This is a genomic window from Vibrio sp. LQ2 (genome assembly GCF_023920125.1).
In the GTDB taxonomy this organism is placed as follows: domain Bacteria; phylum Pseudomonadota; class Gammaproteobacteria; order Enterobacterales; family Vibrionaceae; genus Vibrio; species Vibrio fluvialis.
The window spans coordinates 1,334,670-1,353,024 of sequence record NZ_CP085308.1; the positions used below are offsets into that span (position 1 = coordinate 1,334,670).

The 18,355-nt window shown below is 48.6% G+C and carries 19 protein-coding genes; 7 read left to right on the forward strand and 12 right to left on the reverse strand.

Annotation, left to right across the window (positions count from 1 at the left end; all coding sequences use genetic code 11):
* Positions 1-216: 216 nt before the first annotated feature.
* Complete coding sequence (locus LGV68_RS06235; RefSeq protein ID WP_024374733.1) at positions 217-657, reverse strand: YcgN family cysteine cluster protein; 441 nt, start codon at positions 655-657, stop codon at positions 217-219.
* A 155-nt stretch (positions 658-812) separates the two neighbouring features.
* Between LGV68_RS06235 and LGV68_RS06240 the strand changes: the two genes are divergently transcribed.
* Positions 813-1,061 (forward strand): YkgJ family cysteine cluster protein, encoded by a 249-nt coding sequence (locus tag LGV68_RS06240; RefSeq protein WP_081987360.1) that lies wholly within the window; start codon positions 813-815, stop codon positions 1,059-1,061.
* 132 nt (positions 1,062-1,193) lie between these two features.
* Positions 1,194-1,892: an aquaporin Z gene (gene aqpZ, locus LGV68_RS06245; RefSeq protein ID WP_020327894.1), complete on the forward strand. Its 699-nt coding sequence runs from the start codon at positions 1,194-1,196 to the stop codon at positions 1,890-1,892.
* Between the two features lie 52 nt (positions 1,893-1,944).
* Here the strand turns inward: aqpZ and recR are convergent, their stop codons facing one another.
* The 7 genes from recR to LGV68_RS06275 all read right to left on the reverse strand — a co-directional run bounded on the left by recR (position 1,945) and on the right by LGV68_RS06275 (position 7,615).
* The gene (gene recR / locus LGV68_RS06250; RefSeq protein WP_004726607.1) at positions 1,945-2,544 is read right to left on the reverse strand and encodes a recombination mediator RecR; all 600 of its coding nucleotides are present in this window, start codon (positions 2,542-2,544) and stop codon (positions 1,945-1,947) included.
* Positions 2,545-2,559: 15 nt separating this feature from the next.
* Entirely contained in the window at positions 2,560-2,889 is a 330-nt protein-coding gene (locus tag LGV68_RS06255) for a YbaB/EbfC family nucleoid-associated protein (protein WP_004726608.1), read from the reverse strand.
* Between the two features lie 78 nt (positions 2,890-2,967).
* Positions 2,968-5,037 (reverse strand): DNA polymerase III subunit gamma/tau, encoded by a 2,070-nt coding sequence (gene dnaX, locus LGV68_RS06260; RefSeq protein ID WP_172570974.1) that lies wholly within the window; start codon positions 5,035-5,037, stop codon positions 2,968-2,970.
* A 21-nt stretch (positions 5,038-5,058) separates the two neighbouring features.
* A complete protein-coding gene (gene apt / locus LGV68_RS06265) occupies positions 5,059-5,604 on the reverse strand; it encodes an adenine phosphoribosyltransferase (protein ID WP_020327897.1) in 546 nt (181 codons plus the stop codon).
* A 130-nt stretch (positions 5,605-5,734) separates the two neighbouring features.
* On the reverse strand, positions 5,735-6,139 hold the full coding sequence (locus LGV68_RS06270; RefSeq protein WP_061056707.1) for a YbaN family protein: 405 nt from the start codon (positions 6,137-6,139) through the stop codon (positions 5,735-5,737).
* A 52-nt stretch (positions 6,140-6,191) separates the two neighbouring features.
* Entirely contained in the window at positions 6,192-6,323 is a 132-nt protein-coding gene (locus LGV68_RS21440) for a hypothetical protein (RefSeq protein WP_020327898.1), read from the reverse strand.
* 188 nt (positions 6,324-6,511) lie between these two features.
* On the reverse strand, positions 6,512-7,615 hold the full coding sequence (locus LGV68_RS06275; RefSeq protein WP_020327899.1) for a response regulator: 1,104 nt from the start codon (positions 7,613-7,615) through the stop codon (positions 6,512-6,514).
* A 240-nt stretch (positions 7,616-7,855) separates the two neighbouring features.
* Here LGV68_RS06275 and LGV68_RS06280 point away from each other — a divergent pair, with 240 nt between their 5' ends.
* Positions 7,856-8,731 (forward strand): LysR family transcriptional regulator, encoded by an 876-nt coding sequence (locus LGV68_RS06280; RefSeq protein WP_024373883.1) that lies wholly within the window; start codon positions 7,856-7,858, stop codon positions 8,729-8,731.
* 60 nt (positions 8,732-8,791) lie between these two features.
* Here LGV68_RS06280 and LGV68_RS06285 read toward each other — a convergent pair whose 3' ends face one another.
* The 3 genes from LGV68_RS06285 to fadI all read right to left on the reverse strand — a co-directional run bounded on the left by LGV68_RS06285 (position 8,792) and on the right by fadI (position 12,911).
* Positions 8,792-9,340, reverse strand: a complete 549-nt coding sequence (locus LGV68_RS06285) for an NAD(P)H nitroreductase (protein ID WP_055452080.1) — start codon at positions 9,338-9,340, stop codon at positions 8,792-8,794.
* 137 nt (positions 9,341-9,477) lie between these two features.
* Entirely contained in the window at positions 9,478-11,604 is a 2,127-nt protein-coding gene (gene fadJ / locus LGV68_RS06290) for a fatty acid oxidation complex subunit alpha FadJ (RefSeq protein ID WP_061056709.1), read from the reverse strand.
* Positions 11,604-12,911 carry an acetyl-CoA C-acyltransferase FadI gene (fadI, locus tag LGV68_RS06295; protein WP_032081507.1) on the reverse strand — a complete coding sequence of 436 codons (1,308 nt, stop codon included), beginning with the start codon at positions 12,909-12,911 and terminating at the stop codon, positions 11,604-11,606. The genes fadJ and fadI overlap by 1 nt, the downstream gene beginning before the upstream one ends.
* Positions 12,912-13,477: 566 nt before the next feature.
* On the opposite strand from fadI, the gene LGV68_RS06300 reads away from it, so the two are divergent.
* The 4 genes from LGV68_RS06300 (at position 13,478) to LGV68_RS06315 (ending at position 17,845) form a co-directional block, all read left to right on the forward strand.
* A complete protein-coding gene (locus tag LGV68_RS06300; RefSeq protein WP_020327904.1) occupies positions 13,478-14,041 on the forward strand; it encodes a sigma-70 family RNA polymerase sigma factor in 564 nt (187 codons plus the stop codon).
* Complete coding sequence (locus LGV68_RS06305; RefSeq protein WP_061056711.1) at positions 14,034-14,759, forward strand: DUF3379 domain-containing protein; 726 nt, start codon at positions 14,034-14,036, stop codon at positions 14,757-14,759. Before LGV68_RS06300 ends, LGV68_RS06305 begins: the two co-directional genes overlap by 8 nt.
* Positions 14,760-14,991: 232 nt before the next feature.
* A complete protein-coding gene (locus LGV68_RS06310; protein WP_158124517.1) occupies positions 14,992-16,254 on the forward strand; it encodes an outer membrane protein transport protein in 1,263 nt (420 codons plus the stop codon).
* A 301-nt stretch (positions 16,255-16,555) separates the two neighbouring features.
* The gene (locus LGV68_RS06315) at positions 16,556-17,845 is read left to right on the forward strand and encodes an outer membrane protein transport protein (protein ID WP_075988749.1); all 1,290 of its coding nucleotides are present in this window, start codon (positions 16,556-16,558) and stop codon (positions 17,843-17,845) included.
* Between the two features lie 31 nt (positions 17,846-17,876).
* On the opposite strand, the gene LGV68_RS06320 is transcribed toward LGV68_RS06315, so the two are convergent.
* The gene (locus LGV68_RS06320) at positions 17,877-18,350 is read right to left on the reverse strand and encodes a low molecular weight protein-tyrosine-phosphatase (protein ID WP_222737710.1); all 474 of its coding nucleotides are present in this window, start codon (positions 18,348-18,350) and stop codon (positions 17,877-17,879) included.
* Positions 18,351-18,355 lie beyond the last annotated feature (5 nt).

An 18,355-nucleotide genomic window follows, 5' to 3' on the forward strand; every position in this document is an offset into this window, starting at 1 on the left:
CAACTCGACATGGGCAACTAGTCACTATCTAGCTTTAGCTTAAACTTAAAGGCGTCAATGATCCTCAGACGTTAAAGTGGCCTTGTTAGAACGATACTTGAAGATAAATAACCTGAAAATATGACGACAAAGTGGCGACAGAGATTCGTAATATGTGCTTTTTGATGGGATTTAGGCGATAAGGCATTGAATAAAGCCTTATCGCGCCTTGTTTACTTACTGTCGCGAAGGGTGGTTCAAAATGTGGTCTTCCCAGTCGATCACATCAATTTCGTAAACGACTTTATTGCGCACGCTTTCGTTGGCTGCGTGCATCGCTTCTTTTGAGCCGGTGATCAATGGGTGCCATTCTGGCAACGTATCGCCACTCGCCAGCAAGCGATAAGCACAGGTATCCGGTAACCAGTTAAACTCGTCGATTTTGTCACGAGTCAGCTTCAGGCACTCTTCGCCTGAATTGAAACGGTTAGGGTAATCTTTACAAGAGCAAGTTTCGCTGTTCAGCCAACTGCAGGCGACGTTGGTGTAATACACCTCATCGGAGTCTTCATCCATTAGCTTGTGCAGGCAGCATTTGCCACAGCCGTCGCACAGAGATTCCCACTCTGCTTCTGTCATTTGATCCAGAGTTTTGCTTTGCCAAAATGGAGTACTCATAACACCTGTTTTCCTGTCTTGTTTCAGGGGGACGATTTATACCCTCCTCCCCCACAAAGTTCAAGGATAAATATTCTGCAATTTCGCTGTGATGAAACCTGATTTCTGTTAGGATCGGCGCCCTTATTGAGCGGATACACAAAAGCGAGGTCATGATGGACTGTCGATTAGGCTGCGGCGCCTGCTGCATTGCGCCAAGCATCTCTTCTCCTATTCCGGGTATGCCAAATGGCAAACCTGCCGGGGTTCGTTGTATTCAGCTCAACGAAAACAATCTGTGCAAACTGTTCGGCAAGCCAGAACGCCCAGCCGTCTGCCATCACTTTAAACCATGTCCTGTAGTTTGTGGTCAGACAAACCAGGAAGCAATGGCGAATATCACCGAATTAGAGCAACTCACATAAGAGATCAGTTTCACAAACTTTGTTTACGCTACCATCCTCAAGTGTTTGCAATTCCCTGACTTTACCCCTTCCGTTTAGCAGTATTTTCCTTGCGTTTTTGGAATTTCCCACAGACTCTGCAAGGTTTAATTTATGAATAAGTATATCGCTGAAATGTTCGGCACCTTTTGGCTGGTTCTCGGTGGTTGTGGCAGTGCTGTATTGGCCGCAGGCTTTCCCGATGTGGGGATTGGCTTGCTCGGCGTCGCATTGGCGTTTGGTCTCACTGTCCTAACAATGGCATTCGCCATTGGTCATATTTCCGGTTGTCACCTTAATCCGGCAGTCACCGTTGGTCTTTGGGTAGGCGGTCGTTTCTCAGCCAAAGACGTGATCCCTTATATCGTATTTCAAGTGATTGGTGGTGTGATTGCTGCCGCTATCTTGTATGTGATCGCGTCTGGCCAGGCAAGTTTTGATGTTGCCGCTTCAGGTTTTGCGGCCAACGGTTTTGGTGATCATTCACCGGGTGGATATTCTCTGACCGCTGCATTGGTGTCAGAAGTGGTCATGACCGCTATGTTTCTTTTGGTGATCATGGGTGCTACCGACAATCGCGCGCCGCAGGGTTTTGCGCCTATCGCAATCGGCTTGTGCCTGACTTTGATTCACTTAATCAGCATTCCTGTCACTAACACATCCGTCAACCCAGCACGCAGTACTGCGGTCGCATTGTTCGTAGGTGATTGGGCGATTTCTCAATTGTGGCTATTCTGGTTAGCACCGATTGTCGGTGGTGCTCTGGGTGCGTTAATTTACCGTTCTTTGCTCGCAGAACAAGTCTCTGCTTAAATCATTCAATGACGCTCTGCTCATAAAAAACCGCGCTTGAAAGCGCGGTTTTTTACAACTTTTGTCGGCCGAGTAATGAGTGAGACAGCGTGGTGCCGTCGACCAATTCCAACTCACCGCCGACAGGCACACCATGAGCGATTCGGCTGGCGGAGACATCATGTTCGCGGCACAATTCCGCAATGTAATGTGCGGTCGCTTCGCCTTCCACCGTCGGATTGGTGGCTAGAATCACTTCGGAAATACCGCCTCGTTGAAGACGAAAATCCAGCACATCCAAGCCAATATCACTTGGCCCAATCCCATCAAGTGGAGACAGGTGCCCCATCAACACGAAATAACGTCCGGAGTACTGACCGGTCGCTTCCACAGCGGCGATATCAGCAGGGCTTTCCACCACGCATAGCTGACCGTTTTCCTGGCGTTTAGGGTTTTGACAGATGTGACACACTTCTTCTTCTGTGAAGGTGCGACATTCGCTGCAATGGCCGATTTCCACCATTGCCTGACTCAGAGCATCTGCCAGTTGCAAGCCGCCTTTGCGGTCTCTTTGCAACAAATGAAAGGCCATACGCTGCGCTGACTTGGGGCCAACCCCAGGCAGACAACGTAAGGCCTCCATCAAATGCTCCAGCATATGACTGGTACGCATTAAATTAACTCGTCGTTAGAACGGCATTTTCATGCCTGGTGGTAGTTGCATACCGCCAGTCACGCCCGCCATTTTTTCTTTCTGAGCTTCTTCAACACGGCGCGCGGCGTCGTTAAACGCAGCAGCAATCAGGTCTTCCAGCATTTCTTTGTCGTCTTCCATCAGACTCTCGTCGATGTCAACACGGCGTACGCTGTGGCTACCAGTGATTGTCACTTTGACCAGACCAGCACCAGATTCACCGGTGATTTCCATGTTTGCGATTTCTTCTTGAAGCTTTTGCATGCGTTCTTGCATTTGTTGGGCTTGCTTCATTAGGTTGCCCATACCGCCTTTACCAAACATCTTTGTCTCTCTGGTTTATCTTAATTGTTTTACATACTGTGGGGTTGATTGATGTAAATCTCAAGCCCGCAGTTGCCGTTAAATCGGTCTAACACTGTCTTTATCAAGTTCAGCGCTAAAACGTCGCTCAATAAATTGTACATTAGGATCGGCCACCAGATTGTCGATGGCACGTGAGAGTTTGCCCTGATAAAGGCGCTCTCTAAGCTCTAAAGGTGTTTCACCGTCTTCACCGATGGTGACGGACAGATGACAATCCTCATTCAATTGGTCATTCAGAGCCTGCAGAAGTTCACTCTGCGCTTTGTCCGTATTGAGGTGTGCGTGCGATGGACGCAATGTCAGCTCAATCGACGCTCCGTTTTTCTTGTAGGTCGAATTCAGCGCTAGCTGCTCCACCAATTTCGCCGTATGTAAACGCTGAATCAGGCTGGCCCACTGATCGAGTTCAATCGCCTCATGAATCAACTTTTCAGTCATTTCCGGCGTTTTTTCATGTTCTAGGGCACGTTTGATCTGCGTTGGCGTCAACTCACTCTTTGCCTGCGTTTCCACTGGCAGGTTTTGCGTAGGACGCCATTGATACGCTTCATCATCCGGAGTGTCATCGACAGACGTCGCAGAATAAGGCGACATCTGCGCAGCATGCTGGCCACGCTGGGCTACACGCTCAAGAACCGAAACCGGTTTAGCAGATGCCGCATCAGGCTTTTTTGGATCAGAACCTTTCTGAGCCAAGCCTTGACGCTGAGAACGCAGTTGATGACGCAGCCCCACCATCGGCGATGGTTTGCTTTCACTCTCAACTGTTGGTTGTTGAACGGGCGCCTCTGGTTGTGAAGCACTTTGCGGCGCAGGTTGAGGCACAGGTTCACTCATCGGCTCAGGTACACTCGGCGGCGGAGCTGAAGGACGCTCGTACTCGGCTGGCTGCGGCTGAACTCTTGGTGTCGCGTGTGGCGCTTGAGATGCGGATACTGGCGCTGCTACAGGCTGAACAGCTTGAGGCTGACTTGGCGCAACTGCTGCCGGCTGAGTCGAAATCACCTGTGCAACCGAAGCCTGCGACGGTCGGAACGCCATCATACGCAGAGTGATCATTTCGATACCAACACGCGGCGTTGGTGACAACGACAAATCATCACGACCTTTGATTGCAATCTGGTAATAGAGCTGTACATCTTGCGGCGATAGGCTTTTGGCCAGCCACTGAATTTTCTCAGCATCAGGCTGCGCTTTATCAATGCTGGATGGCAGCGCTTGATACATCGCGACACGATGAAGCTGCGCCGCCAGTTGCTGCAACAATCCATCCCACTCCACACCGTTTTGAGCCAGTGCTTCAATGCTGTCCATGACGGTTTGTGGTTGCGTGCTGCTGATCGCTTGCAGTAAATGCAACGCTTGATCGGTATCGAGTGTCCCCAACATATGAGACACCACATCCTGCTGCACCTGGCCGTTGCCAAGAGCGATGGCCTGATCGGTTAAACTCAGCGCATCACGCATACTGCCATCGGCGGCATGCGCAATCATCGCCAGTGCTTTACTTTCACTGCTTACCTGTTCGGCAGCTAAGATGTGTTCCAACTGATGCTGAATATTTTCAACATTGATCGGTTTGAGGTGGAATTGCAGACAACGAGACAAAATCGTCACAGGAAGTTTCTGCGGATCCGTCGTTGCCAGCAGGAATTTCACATACTCTGGCGGCTCTTCTAAGGTTTTCAGCAGTGCGTTAAAGCTGTGACGAGACAGCATGTGTACTTCGTCAATCAGGTAAACCTTAAAGCGACCGCGAGCTGGTTTGTACTGAACATTATCCAGCAGTTCACGGGTATCTTCGACTTTAGTTCGTGAGGCCGCATCGATCTCCAACAGGTCGACAAATCGCCCCTGATCGATCTCTTTACACGTCGCACATTCACCACATGGTGTGGCGGTGATGCCCGTTTCACAGTTTAGTCCTTTGGCAAACAGACGACCGATGGTCGTTTTACCAACACCACGCGTGCCGCTAAACAGGTACGCATGGTGCAATCGGTTCTGCGCCAGAGCATTTTCTAAAGCCGTTAATACATGTGCCTGACCCACGACTTCGTTAAATTTGGTGGGTCGCCATTTTCGCGCTAAGGCAAGATAACTCATGAAACCTTCCGATGTGAGTGTTTAGTGACCTTCAAATTCACAGATGCTGTAAACGTTCAAGCCTAAACCTTCAAGACGCTTGTCACCACCAATTTCTGGCAGGTTGATAACAAACGCCGCATGCTCAACTTCACCACCCAACTGACGGATGAGTTTTGTTGTCGCTTCAATCGTACCGCCAGTTGCCAGCAAATCATCCACTACCAGTACTTTATCGCCTGGCTTGATCGCATCTACGTGGATTTCTAGAGTGTCAGTGCCGTATTCCAAATCGTAGGTTTGCGCTACGGTTTCGCGTGGCAGCTTGCCTGGTTTGCGAACAGGTACAAAACCCACACCCAGTTCCAGTGCTAATGGCGCGCCAAACAGGAAGCCGCGCGCTTCAGTACCAACGACTTTGGTGAAACCCATCTCTTTGTAACGATCCAAAAATAATTGGATGGTTGCCTGATAGGCTTTGGCATCTTCAAGCAGGCTGGTCACGTCGCGGAACAGGATGCCTGGTTTTGGGTAGTCTTGAATGCTTTTGATGCTTGATTTGATCAGTGAAAGAGTTTCGGTTGTCATAACTAATTTAACTTCGATTGGCCTGACGCGGTACAGAGCCGAATCAGGTAATAAGGTTTCCGCCGGTCAATTTTCACCGTGCAGAAAAAACAAACGCCCACTCGAAGAGCGGGCACACTTCCACATAATGCTAGTGATTTTCTTGTTGGTTAGCAACCAGCTCGTGAGTCGGAAGTCGCAGAAAGCAGGTGATCAATACCACAAGCCCAACAAACAGCAGAGCTTTCAACCATAAATGAGGAATAACGGTAATCGAAAATGCGAAACTGAGGAGTATGAAGATGCAACCGCGTTGCTTTACCCGCTTGGAAACAGCTTTGTTCTGTTGCCAATTAGTCAAAATCGGCCCGAACAGTCGATGTTGATGCAACCAACGATGGAATTGAGGGCTGCTGCGCATAAAGCATGCACTGGCCAACAACAAGAAAGGAGTGGTGGGTAGAAGAGGAAGTACGATGCCCAGAATCCCCAGGCCAACACTGAGACCACCAACAATATTTAACAGCAGATGACGAATATTGATGGTGAACCTCACTTAAGCCAAACCCAACTCTCGAACCGTGCCGACATTTGGGTTTGAAACTTGATTAGAAACCTGCGTAACCGTTCACTACGCGAATCCACGTCAGGGTCGCTGGAAGGGTTGGGATCAACAGGGCTGCAATAAAACCTAAAAAGTACAGCACATTGTAAGGTTCTTTAAACTCTTTGTCTGCCATGATTAGCTTCTCTAGTGTAGGTGACTTACTTTCAGTCCGGCCCCAAAAAACAGAGCATCGGATTAATAATTGTTTTGAGGCGCTGACTATACCTTAAACAATTTGTCACAAACACGGACAAAGCATGTGGTTATTATGGGTGGGTTAAATAGCTCACACTCTGTAGGCAGAGTGTGAGCAGAAGGACGCTAGGTAGCAGCACCTTGGTAGATATCGAGAATAAAACTGCTGGCGCCAAGGCAACTGAGTGACAGTTGGCAGGCGTTATGAATCAATAAGTCTTTAGTAATGAAATTCTTCATACAGTTTTCGCCCAACTTTACACCCGCCGCAATATGCTGCGTCATGTAACCGTTCGACCACTGACTATCCAATCCCGCAGGCAGAATAGACAAGGTTCCATCGCTCAGGTTGGCGAGACCGAAAACAGCCGCGACCGGTTCAGCACAATCGGAACACTCAATGCCACGTTCGACAATCTCCGCCAAATCTTTGAGATCGGCGTTAAAACTGCGTAAGTTGCGCAGGTAATCGTGAAACAGTGCCCGCACCAATAAGGTACTCGCAACGCCTTTGTCCCCATCGCTGGATGAGTCGACAATATAAAACGCAAACTGCCCATTCATCAGCCATGCATAATCAAAAACCAGCGGCATAACGTCGGTGGACTGCAGTAAACGGTAACTGCATTTCCATACCCCTTGCGCCGTGTCTTTATCAGGCAAAAGAGCGTGTAACAAGTCTTTAGCCGCACTCGGATTATCATGCAAGTACTCCAGATGCCAATGCAGTTCCTGCTCTTCGGGAATGTCTCCTCCTCCATCGACTCGGAACCATTGGCTGGAAAAATCGCGCAGATCAGCCATGTGATGCGAGGCATCTTCCAACGTGCTTTCAATAGCGCAACCTAAATGTTCATGATTTCCGATCGGCTTGGCGAGAAAGTCCTTAATCCCGTAGCGCAAAGCCTTAGCCACGTCAGACATTTCATCCGTGCCAGACACGACAATCATCGGCAAAGATGGATATTCCAAACTTACTTCTTCAACGAATTCAATGCCATCGAGCACGGGCATTGATAAATCACACAGCACCAGATCCGGTGCTACTTTTCTGAGCTTTCTCAGCCCATCCAGGCCGTCTTCTGCCTCCATCACCTTATATCCCTGAGCGGACAGATAGCCACTGGTGATCCGTCTGAAAATCGGATCATCATCAACTAACATAATCAGCTTTTCAGACAGCGGTTTGGGAGCCGAGAATTCATTAGCCCTGATGTGAGTTTTATACATAGCTTCTACCTCACTATGCTCTTCCTGTTCACAATCTGCTTTATTGTTATAAGATGGTTTCATACGTTACTTAAAAAGTAGTCATGAAATAAGATTTATACAAATATTCCACTTTGCACGGCAGTTGCATACTATATGTATGGAATATCACGAATCGCACGACAAGTTGACGTGACGCAATCTTTGACAACTGATATCCGTATAAATTACTCAAATTCGTAAAATAATGTGTCAGGAACAATGAAATTAGATGACCTAAACCTCTTTCGACTGGTTGTCGAAAATGGGAGCTACACCGCTACTTCCCGCAAGACGATGATTCCTGTAGCGACCATCACCCGACGCATTCAAGCGCTTGAAGATTCTCTGAATCTAAGACTTTTGAATCGCCATGCTCGCAAACTCTCTTTAACTGAAGCAGGTGAACGTTTTTTTAGTGACTGTTCACCGTTATTGCAACGTTTGGCGTCAATGGCAGAAGAAATTACCGACGAATGTCGCGGTGCTTCTGGCAAGATCAAAATTTCGTCACCCTATAATTTGACGAAGCGCATGATGATGCCGATGTTCAATGAGTTCATGAAAAAGTACCCGGAAATCAACATTGAACTGACCACCAGTAACCACGCAGATCAACTTGATCCAACCGAGTGGGACGTCATTTTCCGCGTCGGCCCACAACGTGACTCGAGCCTGATTGCGAGAAAAATCAGTGAAGTGAAAGATATTCTGGTCGCCAGCCCGGATTATCTGGCTAAGAATCCCGCGCCAACTCATGCCGAAGACCTGAATCATCACTCGCTGCTGAAAGGTTATCCGCTCATTAAATGGCAACTGACGAATACAAAAGGCGAGACCGTCATCAACGGTGACAAAGGACGTTTTCAGGCCAACGCACTGAACGTGGTAAGAAGCGCCTGTTCAGAAGGCTTAGGCATTACTCTGATGCCGGATGTGATGCTGCGTGAATACATCGCAGATGGCAGCTTGGTACGCGTTCTCAGTGATTGGAGCGCCAACCCTCGCGACATTTACATGCTCTACAACCACAAAGATCATTTGCCGGAAAAAGTCCGTCTGTTTATTGATTTTGTGATTGCTTACCACATTCATTGATCGACACAAAAAAGAGGGCCACAGGCCCTCTTTTACGTAGAGAATTCAGACGCACGCTGATTAGAGAAATTCCACAAACTGGCTCAGCTCGCGTTCTGGCACTTTCATTGGCGTGGTTCCCGGAGTTCCCAAGTAAAGGAAACCCACTATCTGATCATCGCCTTCCAAACCAAAGGCTTGATGTACCTCAGGATGGAACATCCAATTACCTGAACGCCAAATACCCTGATAGCCCTGAGCAACAGCGGCCATCTGCATCGCTTGTACTGCGCATCCGGCTGACAAATGCTGTTCAAACGCGGGGACTTTTTCATGAGGCGTGACTTTCGCGATCACAGTGATCACCATTGGGGCACGAAATGGCGCATTTTTCACTTTCGTTACTACTGCTTCTTCACTGTTATCGGCAATTGCCGCTTTAACCAGAATGTTGGATAGCTTCTGCAATCCGCTGCCCTGAGCAATGACAAAACGCCACGGCATCAGGTTGGCATGATCCGGTGCGCGCAATCCGGCACGAATAATATTTTCCAGTGCCTTGCCTTCTGGTGCGGGAGCGTCCAGTTTGGCAACCGAACGGCGGTTTAACAGCAGTTCAAGTGCATCCATGTTGAATCCTTCTTACTTCTTGATATTTCGAATTATGCTAGCACAGAATTTTGGCTGACACTTGTGGCTGATGTCGGGATTGAGAGAAAAAAACGGGGCCAATGCCCCGTTCATGTTGACGACAAAAATATCGTTCATTACGCCGGATAAAAATGCTCGTCCAGACCAGCTCGCGTCAGCAGACCGTCACACGGCGCAAAGCGGTCACCGTATTTCTCAGCATGCTGATTCATGAGTTCGACCAACTTTTTGATGCCAATATGATCCATATAGCGGAACGGACCACCCAAGAAAGGCGGGAAACCGATACCGAAAATGGCACCGATATCGCCGTCACGCGGGCTGCGGATAATACCCTCATCCAGACAACGCACCGCTTCATTCAGCATCGGCAGAATGCAGCGCAGTGCGATATCTTTATCATTGAACTTAGATTCCGGAGTCAGCTTCAGCAGTTTGTATACTGACTTGTCGACTTCCTTCTTCTTGCTGCCTTTATAGCTGTAGAAACCTTTACCCGATTTACGGCCTTTACGACCATCATTCAGCAACGTATCGAACACGTCCGGCCCTTGGAAACGCGGCCCCAACTCTTTGACCAGAATCGGCATGATCTTCGCACCGATATCAACGCCAACTTCATCCAGCAAAGTAATTGGCCCGACCGGGAAACCGAAATCAAGCAGGGCTCGGTCAAGGTTTTCAATCGGCTCACCAGCCATCAGGATTTGGGCGGCTTCATTCATGTACGGCGCCAAAATGCGGTTCACGTAAAACCCAGCGCAGTCTTTAACCACAATTGGCGTTTTGCCCTGTTTACGCGCAAGAGCAACGACCGTAGAAATGGTTTCATCCGAGGTCGTTTCATGCGGAATCACTTCCACCAACGGCATTTTCTCAACCGGACTGAAGTAATGCAGGCCGACGATATTTTCCGGACGTGACGCTTTGGCGGCGATTTGATGAATCGGCAGCGATGAGGTATTGGTGGCGAAGATGGTGCTCAACTTAGCATTGGCTTCAATATCCGCCACCATCTGCTGTTTCAGCGACAAATCTTCAAACACCGCCTCAATGACCACATCGGTATGATTAAAGCTGGTGAAATCGGTTCCGCCAGTGAGCTTGCTCATCTCGGCTTGCAGCTGTGCTTTGCTCAGAATTCTGCGCTTGCGCTGCTTGTCGAACAACTTGTAGTTGTAGTTGAGCGCGTTCAGGATGCCGTCGTTAGACACATCTTTAATACGGACAGGCACCTTCGCTTTGGCCACGCTGACATGGCTGATGCCCGCGCCCATCAAACCGCCACCCAACACGCCAACGCGATTCACTTTCAGCGGTTTAGCGTCAGAACCGTTCTCTTTTTTCATCTCTGTTGTAGCAAAGAAGATCGAACGCAACGCTTTCGATTCCGGTGTCATCACCAGTTCACCAAAACGCTTGGCTTCCAGCTCAAGTCCCGCTTTCATGCCCTTTTCTAGACCATGCTGAATCACTTCCAGAATCGCCTTGGCTGCCGGGTAGTTACCGCGCGTCTTTTGTTCCGTTTTCTTACTCGCCTGATCAAAGATCACTTTGCGACCAAAGCCCGTCTGCGACATCAGCTTTTCTTTGGTCGACAATGGAACTTTGCCTTTTTTCTTACCTTTTTCGTCAATAAAGCGCTTGGCGACATCCAGCAGGACAGCTTGTGGCACACAAGCGTCAACCACACCCAGCTTTTTCGCTTTTTTGGCACGGAGCTGCTTACCCGTAAGAATTAAGTCCAGCGAAGGCAGCAAGCCAATCAAACGAGGCAGACGCTGCGTACCACCTGAACCAGGCAGCAGGCCGAGCATCACTTCCGGCAGACCAAGACGGGTTTTGTCATCATCACTGCACACTCGGTAATCACACGCAAGAGCCAGTTCCAGGCCACCGCCCAAACATGGACCATGAATCGCAGCGACCACAGGGAATGGCAGATCGGACAACTGCTGGAACATCTCCTGACCTTGAGTAGCCAGCGCTTGTGCTTCCGGCGCCGACGTACAGGCCTCCAGCATGCGTACGTCCGCCCCCGCGATGAAATTGTCGGGCTTGAGTGAATGTACTATCAGGCCTTTGAGCTGACTTTTTTGTGATTCCAGTTGTTTGAACACCGCTTGCATGTCTTCGGCAAATGCCGCCTGCAAGGTGTTCATTTTTTCTCCCGGCACATCAATCGCCAGCCACGCAATGTTCTGCTCATCAACACTCAGATGAAATGCTTTAGATTGGCTCATTACTCCACCTCCAGAATCATTGCTGCGCCCAGACCACCCGCGGCACATGCGGTATTCAATGCCAAACCGCCGCCGCGACGTTTCAATTCGCGCAGTGTTTGCGTGATCATACGTGCACCTGTCGCCGCAAATGGGTGTCCGTAAGCCAGTGAACCGCCCAGTACGTTAAACTTGTCCATATCGACTTCACCAATCGCCTGACTGCGGCCTAAACATTCTTGGGCAAACTTATCGCTGGCAAACATTTTCAGGTTAGCCAGTGTTTGTGCGGCGAACGCTTCGTGCATATCGATCAGGGTGAGATCGCCGAGCGTAATACCCGCTCGATCGAGTGCCATCGGTGTCGCGTAAGACGGGCCCATCAGCATGTCTTTTTCAACACCGATCGCGGAAAATGCGTAAGAGCGAATGTAGCCGAGGATCTCAAGCCCTAACTCTTTCGCGCGGCCTTCACGCATCAGCATGATGGCCGCCGCGCCATCGGTCAGTGGCGTACTGTTCGCAGCGGTCACACTGCCGTATTGGCGATCAAACGCCGGGCGAAGTTTGGCATAGCCTTCAAGAGTCGAATCCAGACGAATGTTGTTATCGGTATCGATCCACTTTTTGTACGGTTCAGGGAAAGCCGTCATCACTTCGCCGCGAATCTTACCGTCTTTCCATGCCTGCGCTGCCAGTGTGTGAGAACGGTGCGCAAGCGCATCCTGATCCTGACGCGAAATGCCATGTGACTTCGCCATCTGCTCAGCCGTCTGTCCCATAGATAAACCGGTTGAGTATTCCGCCACTGCTGGCGGCACTGGCATCAAATCTTTCAGAGACAATGATTTCAAAACGTTCAGCTTCTGACCTAGCGTTTTGGTTTTGCTTAGCGCAAGCAGACTGGAAGCCAGCTTTTTGGAAACGCCAATCGGCAAAACAGACGACGAATCCGCACCACCAGCGATACCGATATCAATCGTGCCAGCCATAATGCTTTCGGCCACGTTGACGGCGGACTGGAAGCTGGTCGCACAAGCTCGGGTCACACTGTAAGCATCGGTATGAATGTTCATGCCAGTGCCCAGTACGATTTCACGTGCAATGTTGGGTGCTTCCGGCATCTGCACTACCTGACCAAATACCACCTGCTCGATCAGCGCAGGATCGATATCCGTTCTTGCCAGCATCTCGCTGACAACCATTTTGCCCAAATCAACAGCTGGCACTTGGCCAAATTCTGTACTTTGGCGCGCAAAGGGAGTACGTAGACCCGCTACGACAGCTACACGTTCACCCGAACGTGTTCTCACTTCCTGTTTGCCCATTGTTTCTCCTTAGAATAAGAGGTCTGACCTGATGCATTGTAACGAGATTGTTAAGACAATCAAACAACTGTTTGGAATAACGTGATATTTGCATCGAAACACGGATTAAGTGTAGTTGAATCAAGAAGTTTACTCGTCCAGTCTTTGTCACGGAGGGTAAGCAATAGAATGGTGGGGGAAATGCGGGCAAAAAAAAACCACACATAACTGTGTGGTCGGAATGTTTTTTAAAGCAATTAACTTACGCCAATTGAAAATAATCAGTTTCCTGATTAGGAGAAAGTAAAGTCAGCCTTCAAAAGGAAGTGTCATCTTGCTCAACACGCTAGTCGCAATGACTAACTAGATGACAGGAGTTACTATAGCCACTTCGGACGATGAGATTTTGAATTAGATCAATTTTATCTTGGTTTTATGGGGCCAACGCGGCCTAAACTTGATTCAAAACAATCTCTGAGCACATTTCCAAACTGATTAGTAATTGTGCATAGCACCCTCACAACCAGAATGAACACCCAAAAGGCGTCGGCCTCTAACCGACGTGGCGTAAACAAACGGAGACTTTTGTGTCGCTACTAAAAATATTTGGAAAGAAAACTTCCAACCGTCCGGTCAATAGCGGTATGGACAGACAAAGAAAATACGAAGCACTGGTTCGTGCTTACCATCGTGATCTCTACCGTTATGCTTATTGGTTGTGTAAAGACCAGAGCATCGCGCAGGATCTGGTGCAGGAAACCTGCTTAAGGGCGTGGAAATCGCTCGACAGCTTACAAGACGAGAAAGCAGCAAAGTCGTGGCTCATTACCATATTGCGGCGCGAAAACGCACGTCGTTTCGAACGCAAGCAGTTTGAGTTGGTCGATCTTGACGATCATAGCGGCGAAGCCAAAGTCTCGGATGATGCCCACCATCAGCAGGAGTGGTTGCATGCGCAAATCATGAAGCTGGATGTGGAATATCGCGAGCCGCTGTTTCTGCAGGTTATTGGAGGTTTCAGTGGCGAAGAGATAGCCGAGATACTGGAACTCAACAAAAACACCGTGATGACCCGACTGTTTCGGGCACGCAATCAGTTAAAAGAGATGTTAGATTCTTCAGAAAATTACAGGGGGCAGCAAAATGGATGATTTAGAATTTCGCCGCCGCATGTTGTCGGATCCGAAACATCGCGACAAAGCGATGCACGAAGCTATCGCCTCCAGCGAAGCGAACAGCAAATTTGCCGACGATGTGTTGAACCTGGACGCCAGAATTGCTGAAGCAATGCGCGTTGATGTGCCCGATGGCTTGGCGGATCGAATCTTGTTCAGCCACAGTTCGGCTGCCGATAATGTCGTGCGCCCACGCTTTGTGCGCCGTGCGATGGCGATGGCTGCCTCCGTTGCTTTTGTCATCGGTTTAGCCGTTGGCCAGGTCAATTGGGGCAACCTGTTGGTAACACCCGCGCAAGCCAGTCTTGCAGATATCGCCGTTAAACACGTTTTGGATGAAGAAGTGTTTGTTTCTGCATTAGATGAAGCGGTTAGTTCGCGCCAAATCAATGCGAAAATGCAACCTTTCGCCTACAACCTGAACGGTACGTTTCCGTATCACGTGTATTACCTGAACCACTGCGGATTTGGTCATGCCAACGCCGTTCACATGGTGTTTCAGGGTGAAAAAGGCAAGGTAACACTCTTTTTGACCTCGATGCCGAGTAAACAGAACGTTCAGTTCGACAAAGACGGAATGTCCGGTGTCATTGAGCCTATAGGCAACATGAGCCTGATACTGGTTGGCGATGAGGGGGAAAATGTCGCTAAGATTGCCGAACATCTGATGCCGATGATAAAACCTGCGAAATAAAACCAAACCCGCTCCCAGAGCGGGTTTTTTAATTGTTAAAATAGAGTTAAAACTCTAAAAAATCACATATCAGAGCATTTTCGTGCCAAATGGTCATCATTTCTATAACTTTATCATCCAATTAGACAATGGTCGGATTTCTATACTCTATACTTGCGTCTAGTATCAGCCACCAACTGAGCAATTGCTCAAAACAAACGCCCAAAGAGGCGAATAATAAGGAAAAGTCTAAATGAACAAGACGCGTCTGTTTAAACAGTCACTATTAGCAGTGACAATCTCCCTAGCTACGCAGCAAGCAATGGCTGCTGGCTTCCAGCTCAACGCTCAATCTGCAACTGGCCTTGGTCGTGCATTCGCAGGCGATGCCGTTATCGCAGATAACGCTGCTGTTATGTCTCGTAATGCCGCTGCTATGGCTCTGTTTGACAAAACTTCACTTTCATTAGGTTTCGAAACGATTACTTCAATGATCGAAGTAAAAGATGCAACCTATACCAATGCAGCAGGCCAATCATCAAATGCAGATTATGATGACGCTGGTGCAACTTCTGTTGCTCCTAATATTCACCTTATCGTTCCAGTAAACGATAAATTCGCTTGGGGTGTAGATGCATACTCTAACTTCGGCACTAAGACCGAATTCAGCGGTTCATATGCTGGCGGTGAATACGGCGGTAAAACAGAAATTCTAAGTATGAATTTTGGTTTAGCGGGATCATACCGTCTGAATAAACAGTGGAGCTTCGGTGCGGGTCTAGATGTTATTTATGGACAAGGAACACTTAAAAGAAGTTTCAGCGATGAGTATTACACCGGACCAGTTGTTGACACGACTACTGGTATGTTGAATGCCTTGAACGGTTACAATGCTGTAGACGTTGATAAAGCAGACGGCTGGGGTTTAGGATTTAACGTCGGCACTGTGTGGGAGCTGGATGATAACAACCGTTTCGGCTTGTCTTACCGCTACAGCCCAGAAATTACAGCGAAAGACGGCGACAAAGAAGTAAAACTGCCACTCCCAGATATCGCAGAGTTTTCAGGTTACCACCGTATTGAAAACACCCAATTCGCTGTGCACTATAGTATTCAGTACATCGGCTGGGGCAAATTCGACAAAATCGAGTTTAAAAACGAAACCATCAGTGAAAAAGTTTACGACTGGCAAGACGGTTGGCACTACGCTATCGGTGGTACTTACTACCTGAACAAAGACTGGACGCTACGCGCGGGTTACATGTACGACACCAGCGCACAGGATAAAGTTACATCCATCTCTGTTCCTGATTCAGACCGTCAATGGTTCTCAACTGGTTTTACTTACAACATTGATGAACAATCTAATGTCGATTTCGGCTTTACCTACCTAATGGGTAAAGACGTTGATGTATCTGAATCAACTACAGTATCAGGTACAACAGTTTCTACCCTCACAGGTACAACTCACGCGGATGCTATCCTAGTCGGCTTACAATACAGCCGCACTTTCTAAGCATTTTCACGACATTTTTTGATTGGTAAAGGGCTGGTTTTCCAGCCCTTTTATTTTTTAATCCTTCCCGATTCGCGTATCTCAGCGCACACTTGTGTTCTATTATGTTCAATCTACCCTACAGTTGTACGCTGAAAGCACAATAACCACACAGTTTAAATCAGATATTTCCACTAATTATTAAGCAATTTGCGGATTTTATATCCAAACAGGCTTAATACAGTGTTTTTTATTGTTAAAGCAAAAGCTCTAGTTTTAGACTTCGCGGTTACCAATTCAGATAATTTCAGCGAACAATAAGATGAAAACTAATAAAAAATTTCTTTCTATTGCAGTAGCATGTGGTTTAGCAAGTGTATCTAACTTAACTCAGGCAGCAGGCTTTCAGCTGGCGGAGTACTCTGCAACGGGTCTTGGCCGCGCGTACGCTGGTGAAGCCGCAATTGCAGACAATGCCGGTTCACAATGGCGCAACCCAGCAATGCTGACTTATCTGAAAGGGACGCAAATTTCTGCTGGCGCACTCTACGTTAACCCGAATGTTGACGTTGAGGGTGACGTTAGTTTCTACGGAAGCACTTCAAGCACCAGTTCATCTGATTACGCCAACGACGCCGTCATTCCGAACTTCTACATTTCTCACCAAGTGAACGAAAAATGGGCTCTAGGTCTCGCATTTGGTACCAACTACGGCATGGAAACCGAGCTGGACTCTGGATTTGCAGCCAGCCACTTCGGTGACGAAGCTATGGTTACAACCATGGAAGCGAATGCGAACATCGCCTACCAACTGACAGAAACCGTTAGCATTGGTGGTGGCATCCGCTACGTCATGGGTGAAGGCCATTTTGGTGCGAAATCGCCAGCACAAACTGAAGCTCTGGGCCTGACGAAAGGCACAACGCTGAAGTACATGGAAGGTGATGACACCAGTTGGGGCTGGCAAGCGGGTGCGGCTTGGCAAATGACTCCAAACAACCGCGTTGGCTTCGCTTATAAATCAGAAGTAGACCTGAAGCTGTCTGGTTCAGCGAACATGTATGTTCAGTCATACGGCAAAGTTTTGTCGGATACTGGTTACATGATGCTGACTCTGCCTGCAACGGCAGAACTCTCTACCTACCACCAACTAACCGATCAGTTTGCTCTGCACACCAGCATCAACTGGACGGACTGGAGCAGCTTCGAAAAACTTCAGGCTGAACTTGATACCATGGGCACAGTCATGGTGAAGGAAGAGAACTGGAAAGATAACTACCGTTTCGCTGTGGGTGCGACATACCAGGTTGATCCTAAACTGGCGCTACGCAGTGGTGTGGCTTATGACACTGCAGCAGTAAGCACCAAAAACCGCACCATTACTATTCCGGAAACCGACCGTATCTGGCTGAGCGTGGGTGCGGGCTACGACGTTACCGAGCAACTAACGCTGGACGCGGCCTTTACTTACATTTTTGCCAAAGACGCAGACATTTTGGAGTCTCGTGGCTATGACTCTGATAACTCCGCAGAAAAAGTTGGCGGCCAGTTTGATGGCCAAATGACAGGTAACGTCTGGATTGTAGGTGTGCAAGCAAGCTACCGCTTCTAATCTCTATCAGGATTAAAAAGGCCGGTGCTCATCACCGGCTTTTTTGTTTCAGTTGCAACAGCAACTGCTCAGAAGCATCTTCAATAAGATCTAACACCAACTCAAATCCGTTCTCCCCGCCATAGTAAGGATCTGGAATCTCATCGTAGTCGGAATGGCCATAACTGAGAAACAACGCAAGTTTGTGGTGATATTGCTTGGGGCAACGTTGTTGTAATTCCAATAAGTTATCTCGGTCTGCAGCAAGAATCAGATCAAACTGCTCAAAATCGCTGTCCCGCACTTTGCGCGCCTGCATTCCTGCGAACGAATAACCGCGCTTTTCACCCGCAGATCGGGCTCTTGGGTCCGGCGGATTACCCTGGTGATAGCCAATCGTTCCCGCTGAATCAATCTCTATGTCTAACCCCAGTTCCTGCGCTTTGGCTTTCAGCACCGCCTCTCCGATTGGCGAACGACAAATGTTGCCCATACACACCACAAGAACCGCCGATTTCCTTTTCATCTCAT

Bases quoted from the DNA above. Each gene is read 5' to 3' on its own strand.
- fadJ (WP_061056709.1), bottom strand. From the start codon at position 11,604: ATGAGCCAATCTAAAGCATTTCATCTGAGTGTTGATGAGCAGAACATT.
- apt (WP_020327897.1), bottom strand. From the start codon at position 5,604: ATGACAACCGAAACTCTTTCACTGATCAAATCAAGCATCAAAAGCATT.
- dnaX (WP_172570974.1), bottom strand. From the start codon at position 5,037: ATGAGTTATCTTGCCTTAGCGCGAAAATGGCGACCCACCAAATTTAAC.
- aqpZ (WP_020327894.1), top strand. From the start codon at position 1,194: ATGAATAAGTATATCGCTGAAATGTTCGGCACCTTTTGGCTGGTTCTC.
- LGV68_RS06315 (WP_075988749.1), top strand. From the start codon at position 16,556: ATGAAAACTAATAAAAAATTTCTTTCTATTGCAGTAGCATGTGGTTTA.
- LGV68_RS06240 (WP_081987360.1), top strand. From the start codon at position 813: ATGGACTGTCGATTAGGCTGCGGCGCCTGCTGCATTGCGCCAAGCATC.
- LGV68_RS21440 (WP_020327898.1), bottom strand. From the start codon at position 6,323: ATGGCAGACAAAGAGTTTAAAGAACCTTACAATGTGCTGTACTTTTTA.
- fadI (WP_032081507.1), bottom strand. From the start codon at position 12,911: ATGGGCAAACAGGAAGTGAGAACACGTTCGGGTGAACGTGTAGCTGTC.
- LGV68_RS06285 (WP_055452080.1), bottom strand. From the start codon at position 9,340: ATGGATGCACTTGAACTGCTGTTAAACCGCCGTTCGGTTGCCAAACTG.
- LGV68_RS06255 (WP_004726608.1), bottom strand. From the start codon at position 2,889: ATGTTTGGTAAAGGCGGTATGGGCAACCTAATGAAGCAAGCCCAACAA.
- LGV68_RS06280 (WP_024373883.1), top strand. From the start codon at position 7,856: ATGAAATTAGATGACCTAAACCTCTTTCGACTGGTTGTCGAAAATGGG.
- LGV68_RS06305 (WP_061056711.1), top strand. From the start codon at position 14,034: ATGGATGATTTAGAATTTCGCCGCCGCATGTTGTCGGATCCGAAACAT.
- LGV68_RS06235 (WP_024374733.1), bottom strand. From the start codon at position 657: ATGAGTACTCCATTTTGGCAAAGCAAAACTCTGGATCAAATGACAGAA.
- LGV68_RS06310 (WP_158124517.1), top strand. From the start codon at position 14,992: ATGAACAAGACGCGTCTGTTTAAACAGTCACTATTAGCAGTGACAATC.
- LGV68_RS06320 (WP_222737710.1), bottom strand. From the start codon at position 18,350: ATGAAAAGGAAATCGGCGGTTCTTGTGGTGTGTATGGGCAACATTTGT.
- recR (WP_004726607.1), bottom strand. From the start codon at position 2,544: ATGCGTACCAGTCATATGCTGGAGCATTTGATGGAGGCCTTACGTTGT.
- LGV68_RS06275 (WP_020327899.1), bottom strand. From the start codon at position 7,615: ATGTATAAAACTCACATCAGGGCTAATGAATTCTCGGCTCCCAAACCG.